The sequence below is a fragment of the Nostoc sp. WHI genome, from assembly GCF_015714725.1.
Lineage (GTDB): Bacteria > Cyanobacteriota > Cyanobacteriia > Cyanobacteriales > Nostocaceae > Nostoc.
In genome coordinates this window covers 1-5,822 of sequence record NZ_WBKM01000090.1, presented here as the reverse complement: position 1 = coordinate 5,822, position 5,822 = coordinate 1, and the positions used below count along the sequence as shown (strand labels likewise).

Here is a 5,822-nt window from a genome sequence, read left to right as displayed (position 1 = left end):
GTGGGGAATGGGGAATATTAAAATTTCCTATTCCCTAATCTGGGGAGTTGTAAGTAGTGAGTGGTGGATATTAAAATTCCCTACTCCCCACTCCCTACTCCCTACTCCCCCTCTTTACTATGGTCGTTGAATAATCGTTTCTAATACCCGACGCTTGGCTTTGGGGTCAATACCAATTAAGCGGACATATTCACCTTGGTATTCGCCGAGGTGTTTTTCTACGGCTGCGATCGCTTCTCTTTCTGAGGTAGCTTGAATTTGACCAGTACTAGTCCAGGAACCTGTACGGAACCGCCGTTGATCTACGTGTTCAATGCTAATTTTATGCCCACCAGCCAATAATTGCCGAAGTTGGTCTACTACTTCAGTACTCAAGCGGGTACTGGTAGCTGTTGCTGTTGCAGAGGGTGCTGCACTGGTAGTAAATGATTTTTGACTGCCAGATGAGGCTACTTGACCATTTGGACGTTGGATAATGCTTTCTAATACCCGCCGTTTGGCTTTGGAGTCAATACCAATTAAGCGGACATATTCCCCTTGGTATGTGCCGAGGTGTCCTTCTACGGCTGCGATCGCTTCTCTTTCTGAGGTAGCTTGAATTTGACCAGTACTAGTCCAGGAACCTGTACGGAACCGCCGTTCATCTACGTGTTCAATGCTAATTTTATATCCACTACTCAATAATTGCCGCACCTGGTCTACTACTTCTGTACTCAAGTGGGTACTAGTAGCTGTTGCTGTAGCAGAGGTAGCACTGGTAGTAAATGATTTCTGGCTGCCAGAGGTGGCTACTTGACCATTTGGACGTTGGATAATGCTTTCTAACACTCGCCGTTTGGCTTTAGCGTCAATGCCGATTAAACGCACATACTCGCCTTGATGGTTTTCTATACATTCTTCTAAGGCGGAGATTACTTGATTTATAGAAGTTGCTTCAACTGGCTTGCAACTAGTCCAGGAACCAGTTCGGAAGCGACGCTCATCTACGTGTTCCATGCCAATTTTGTAACCACCTGCCAAGAGTTGGCGGATTTGCTCTACAGTTTCGCCATTGACTTTGCCAGTGCCAGAGTTGTTACCATTACCATTGCTCTTGTAACTGCCATTGCTATGACTAGCACCGGGAGCTTTAAAGCTGGTGGCTGGTTTAACATCACCATCTGGGCGTTGAATAATGGTTTCTAGGACGCGCCGTCTACCTTTGTCAATGCCAAACAGCCGGACATACTCGCCGCTATGGTCTCTTATACAGCTTTCTAATGCTGCGATCGCTTCACCAATGGATCTCGGTTCAAGTGGCTGGCAACTAGTCCAACAACCTGTGCGGAACCGTCTTTGATCTACGTGTTCCGTACCAATCTTATACCCCTGCTCCAATAGATAGCGCAACTGCTCTATTGTTTCTGCACCCAAGCTATTGCTCGCCACGTCACTACTCCTTTCCAACTCTATGACAGTAATACCATTACCTGTATAAGATTTAGCAATTTCATCCCGAATGGGTGCTATACATTTGCTATCCGCAGCACAGAGATAACCAGCTCGCAGTGCTTGATTAATTCCAACCACATGATGAGCGAATTCCTTATCCTGATCTTGCACATCTGGCAAGCGGTCAGCTTGCTGCTGGTTGGTAATTATCGCTCCCGAAGGTACATACTTACCTGCGGGAATCTCTACGTCTTGAATCAAAGCGTGCATCATCACGATGCAACCTGCACCCACCCTGGCATTGAACACCGTAGAGCGAAAGCCAATGAAGGAATTCTCCCCAACATAAGCTGGCCCGTGAATTAAAGCCATGTGGGTAATGCAGGCATTTTTGCCAACCCACACCGAGTATTTATTTTGGTCATCGCCAATTACTCGACCTTCCTCCAACCCATGAAGCACAACACCATCTTGAATATTAGTGTTTTCACCAATATAAAAAGGTGTGCCTTCATCCGCTCTAATCGTAGTCCCCGGAGCAACGATTACATTTGCACCTAACCTTACATCCCCAATCACATTGGAAAATGAATGTACAAAGGCAGTTTCATGGATTTTGGGTTCAGCTAAATTCCTCGACCACGGGGTTGGGGGTGCCGCCGTGTTGCGGACTGCCATCGCAAGATTCCTCCTCTATTAAGTTAGTCATTTGTCAGTTGTCATTTGTCTTTAGCTAATACCAATGACTAATGACTAATGACTAATGACTAAATAACTATCGATATTGATCTTTTTTGCTGTAAATGACGCGATCTTCAACGTGAATGGTATCTATGATCGCCACTACTGCTGCATCTAATGGACGCTGCTCGTTTCCCAGAATTTGACGAGCAGCACTGCCACGACTGACAAGTACCCACTCATCTACTCCTGCTCCCACACTATCTGCTGCTACCTCGTATTGTGGCAGGATGTTTCCGTCTTCATCCACTAATTGTAACAACAGTAGTTTGACACCTCTGAGACTTGGATCTTTTTGCGTGCTTACTACTGTGCCGCGAACTTTGGCGACTTGCATTACAAATTACGGTCTTCTACCAAAAGGACGAATTGCATTCACATTTTCCCGGAACTGCTCTACATCTTCGGTGTAACGAATTGGCAGAACATATTCCAAGTTTTCGTGAGGACGAGCAATGATGTGAGTGGATAACACTTGTCCGCCGAAGACTCGCTTTACAGATTCAACACCTGCGGCCACGGAAGCTTGCACTTCCGACACGTCACCCCGGACAATTACTGTTACCCGACCACTGCCGATTTTTTCATAGCCTACCAGAGTAACACGGGCAGCTTTCACCATTGCATCAGCAGCTTCTACTACTGCTGGAAAGCCTAGCGTTTCAACCATTCCCACTGCGATCGACATTAGTTTTAATCCCTATTTCAAAGTTTTAGCCTTGGACAAAAGTGATGCTCAATCAGGCAAAGAGCGTTAATTACTTTAGTTTAAACAGCTTTTAAGTACGGAACTGTTCTACAGCTTCTGTGTAACGGATCGGCAAGACGTATTCCAGGTTTTCGTGGGGACGAGCAATGATGTGTGTGGATAACACTTCACCACCAAATACTCTTTTCGCCGCTTCAACCCCAGCTGCTACAGAAGCTTGCACTTCCGATACATCTCCCCGAACAATCACGGTGACGCGAGCGCTACCAATTTTTTCATACCCTACTAAAGTCACACGGGCGGCTTTCACCATCGCATCAGCAGCTTCTACTATTGCTGGAAAGCCCTTCGTTTCAATCATTCCAACTGCAATTGGCATCGCAGAACTCCTACAAAATTAATCCAACAGTACGTCGTTTGAAATTTTTGACGGGGAGAGCTTTATCTTAGAGCTAAGAAAACACTTCCAAATTAAGCATAGGAAAGCTTGGCGTCCCTGGCAATATAAATCACTATAATAGTTTATGATAATAAAGTTTTAAAAAACTTAACAAAAATTAATTAGGCTTTCTGGTCAATCAAAGTTTACTGATTCCTAGAGCAGCCATTTATGCTTTATAATTCCTTTATCACATTTACAAAACGACATTCATAACCAAGGGTAATCCTATCTGGGGAGGGATGTTCAGGAGCTGTATCTTGTGCTGTCTCTATGTTTCCTCAAATCTTGCTATATGTACAATGACTAGGTGAAAAGTAGATAATTTTTTCAAATATATCGTATAAAGTACTTTGCTTAAAGTAGAAATAAAAATTTAAAACCGGAGGTGATATTAAGGCAAATAAATGCTTTTGCTTATATGACGTTATATTTTACTTATGTTTAATAGGGTAAGTTAAGTAAAAGTACCTCCTGGAATTTAGTTTAAGCAATAGTAAAAAACATTGATGTTTTGGTAAATTAATTTTATTAAATAATTGTTTTAAAGTTTTTTTAAATTAAGGCTGAGTCGTTAAGGGAAATTTAAATGAATCAATTTCTATTTTCAACAAGTTGGTTTGTGCCTTTTTATAGCTTATTGGGCGCAATTTTGACGTTGCCGTGGGGAATAGGAATAATTCAGCGAACAGGGCCAAGACCTGCGGCATATATCAACTTGTTAACGAGCGTTTTAGCTTTTGTCCATAGCCTGTTTGTATTTAGAAACATCTGGGATAGAGAACCAGAAAACTTACTAATTAGCTGGTTCAAAGTTGCGGATTTAGACTTGTCCTTTGCCTTGGAACTTTCGCCAGTTAGTATTGGGGCAACAGTTTTAATTACAGGGTTAAGTCTACTGGCACAAGTTTACGCCCTGGGTTACATGGAAAAGGATTGGTCTTTGGCACGTTTTTTTGCGTTGCTGGGATTCTTTGAAGCGGCGCTGAGTGGGTTAGCCATCAGTGATTCTTTATTTTTCAGCTATGCCCTTTTGGAAGTCTTGACGCTTTCAACTTATTTATTGGTGGGATTTTGGTATGCTCAACCGCTAGTAGTGACGGCAGCGCGAGATGCGTTTTTAACCAAACGCGTGGGAGACTTGTTGCTACTGATGGCTGTGGTGACGCTTTCCACCTTAGCTGGCAGTTTGAACTTTTCCGATTTATATGAATGGGCGCAAACAGCTAATTTAAGCCCAATGACGTCAGCATTGCTAGGGTTGGCGTTAATTGCTGGGCCTGCTGGTAAATGCGCCCAATTTCCACTGCATCTGTGGTTAGATGAGGCGATGGAAGGGCCAAACCCCGCTTCGGTAATGAGGAACTCGCTGGTAGTAGCTGGTGGAGCTTATTTACTGTATAAACTCCAACCATTGTTAGCACTGTCACCAGTTGCCTTGAATGTATTGGTAGTCATGGGTACGGTGACGGCAATTGGGGCGACATTAGTATCTATAGCTCAAATTGACATTAAGCGATCGCTATCTCATTCCACCAGTGCATACATGGGCTTAGTGTTTTTAGCAGTGGGGTTGCAGCAAGGAGGTGTAGCCTTGATGTTGCTGTTAACTCATGCGATCGCTAAAGCATTATTATTTATGAGTTCTGGTTCAGTCATATTGACTACCCAAAGCCAAGATTTAACAGAAATGGGCGGTCTATGGTCACGGATGCCAGCTACCACCAGTGCTTTTGTTGTTGCTTCAGCAGGGATGGTAACACTACTACCACTGGGAAGCTTTTGGGCAATGCTAGCATGGGCTGACGGTTTAGTGAATATTAGCCCTTGGGTGATTGGGGTTTTATTATTGGTTAATGGCTTGACAGCACTGAACTTGACCAGAGTATTCAGATTAGTATTCTTGGGGAAACCGCAACAGAAAACCCGTCGTACCCCGGAAGTTGCTTGGCAGATGGCACTACCAATGGTGATTCTCACAGTGCTGACTCTGCTTTTGCCTCTGATGCTACAGCAATGGTACTTGCTACCCGATTGGGAAAGTATTAATTGGTATGTGGTGTTAGCATTGTTTATTTCTACCGTAGTGGGAGTAGGTGTAGGATGTACAGTTTATCTGCACAAAGCTTGGTCAAGATCCAGATTCTTGGCATGGAGATTTCTGCAAGACTTGTTAGGTTATGATTTTTATATTGACCGGGTTTATCGCGTAACGGTGGTGGGTGCAGTAGCACTGCTATCGAGAGTTTCGGCTTGGAGCGATCGCTACTTGGTTGACGGTCTAGTTAACTTGGTTGGGTTTGCGACAATTCTCGGCGGACAAAGTTTAAAATACAGCATTTCTGGACAATCTCAGGGCTATATGTTGACCATCCTAGCAGTCGTCAGCGTCCTGGGTTTTTTCATCAGCTGGTCATCGGGTTTACTAAATAAATTGCCTTTTTAAAAGTGCTGATTTAGGAGTTAGGAGTTAAAAGTTATTCCCCTGCTCCCCTGCTCCCC

The 5,822-nt window shown here is 43.9% G+C and carries 4 protein-coding genes and 2 pseudogenes; 1 reads left to right on the top strand and 5 read right to left on the bottom strand.

What is annotated here, in order from left to right; translation table 11 throughout:
• Nucleotides 1-117: 117 nt before the first annotated feature.
• The 5 genes and pseudogenes from F8S12_RS40460 to F8S12_RS09000 all read right to left on the bottom strand — a co-directional run.
• Nucleotides 118-363, bottom strand: a pseudogene (locus F8S12_RS40460) (ribulose bisphosphate carboxylase small subunit); the annotation flags it as partial.
• Between the two features lie 99 nt (nucleotides 364-462).
• Nucleotides 463-2,109 (bottom strand): annotated as a pseudogene (locus tag F8S12_RS09015) (ribulose bisphosphate carboxylase small subunit); the annotation flags it as partial.
• 97 nt (nucleotides 2,110-2,206) lie between these two features.
• Nucleotides 2,207-2,509, bottom strand: a complete 303-nt coding sequence (locus F8S12_RS09010; RefSeq protein ID WP_196515969.1) for a EutN/CcmL family microcompartment protein — start codon at nucleotides 2,507-2,509, stop codon at nucleotides 2,207-2,209.
• 6 nt (nucleotides 2,510-2,515) lie between these two features.
• Nucleotides 2,516-2,860, bottom strand: a complete 345-nt coding sequence (locus tag F8S12_RS09005; protein ID WP_196515968.1) for a carbon dioxide-concentrating mechanism protein CcmK — start codon at nucleotides 2,858-2,860, stop codon at nucleotides 2,516-2,518.
• Between the two features lie 91 nt (nucleotides 2,861-2,951).
• The gene (locus F8S12_RS09000) at nucleotides 2,952-3,260 is read right to left on the bottom strand and encodes a carbon dioxide-concentrating mechanism protein CcmK (RefSeq protein WP_196515967.1); all 309 of its coding nucleotides are present in this window, start codon (nucleotides 3,258-3,260) and stop codon (nucleotides 2,952-2,954) included.
• Between the two features lie 649 nt (nucleotides 3,261-3,909).
• Here F8S12_RS09000 and F8S12_RS08995 point away from each other — a divergent pair.
• Nucleotides 3,910-5,766, top strand: coding sequence for an NAD(P)H-quinone oxidoreductase subunit F (locus F8S12_RS08995; protein WP_196515966.1), 1,857 nt, complete (start codon nucleotides 3,910-3,912; stop codon nucleotides 5,764-5,766).
• Nucleotides 5,767-5,822: the final 56 nt, after the last annotated feature.

What these genes read in the sequence shown, in the direction of transcription:
- F8S12_RS09010 (WP_196515969.1), bottom strand. Translation starts at nt 2,509, where the DNA reads ATGCAAGTCGCCAAAGTTCGCGGCACAGTAGTAAGCACGCAAAAAGAT.
- F8S12_RS09005 (WP_196515968.1), bottom strand. Translation starts at nt 2,860, where the DNA reads ATGTCGATCGCAGTGGGAATGGTTGAAACGCTAGGCTTTCCAGCAGTA.
- F8S12_RS09000 (WP_196515967.1), bottom strand. Translation starts at nt 3,260, where the DNA reads ATGCCAATTGCAGTTGGAATGATTGAAACGAAGGGCTTTCCAGCAATA.
- F8S12_RS08995 (WP_196515966.1), top strand. Translation starts at nt 3,910, where the DNA reads ATGAATCAATTTCTATTTTCAACAAGTTGGTTTGTGCCTTTTTATAGC.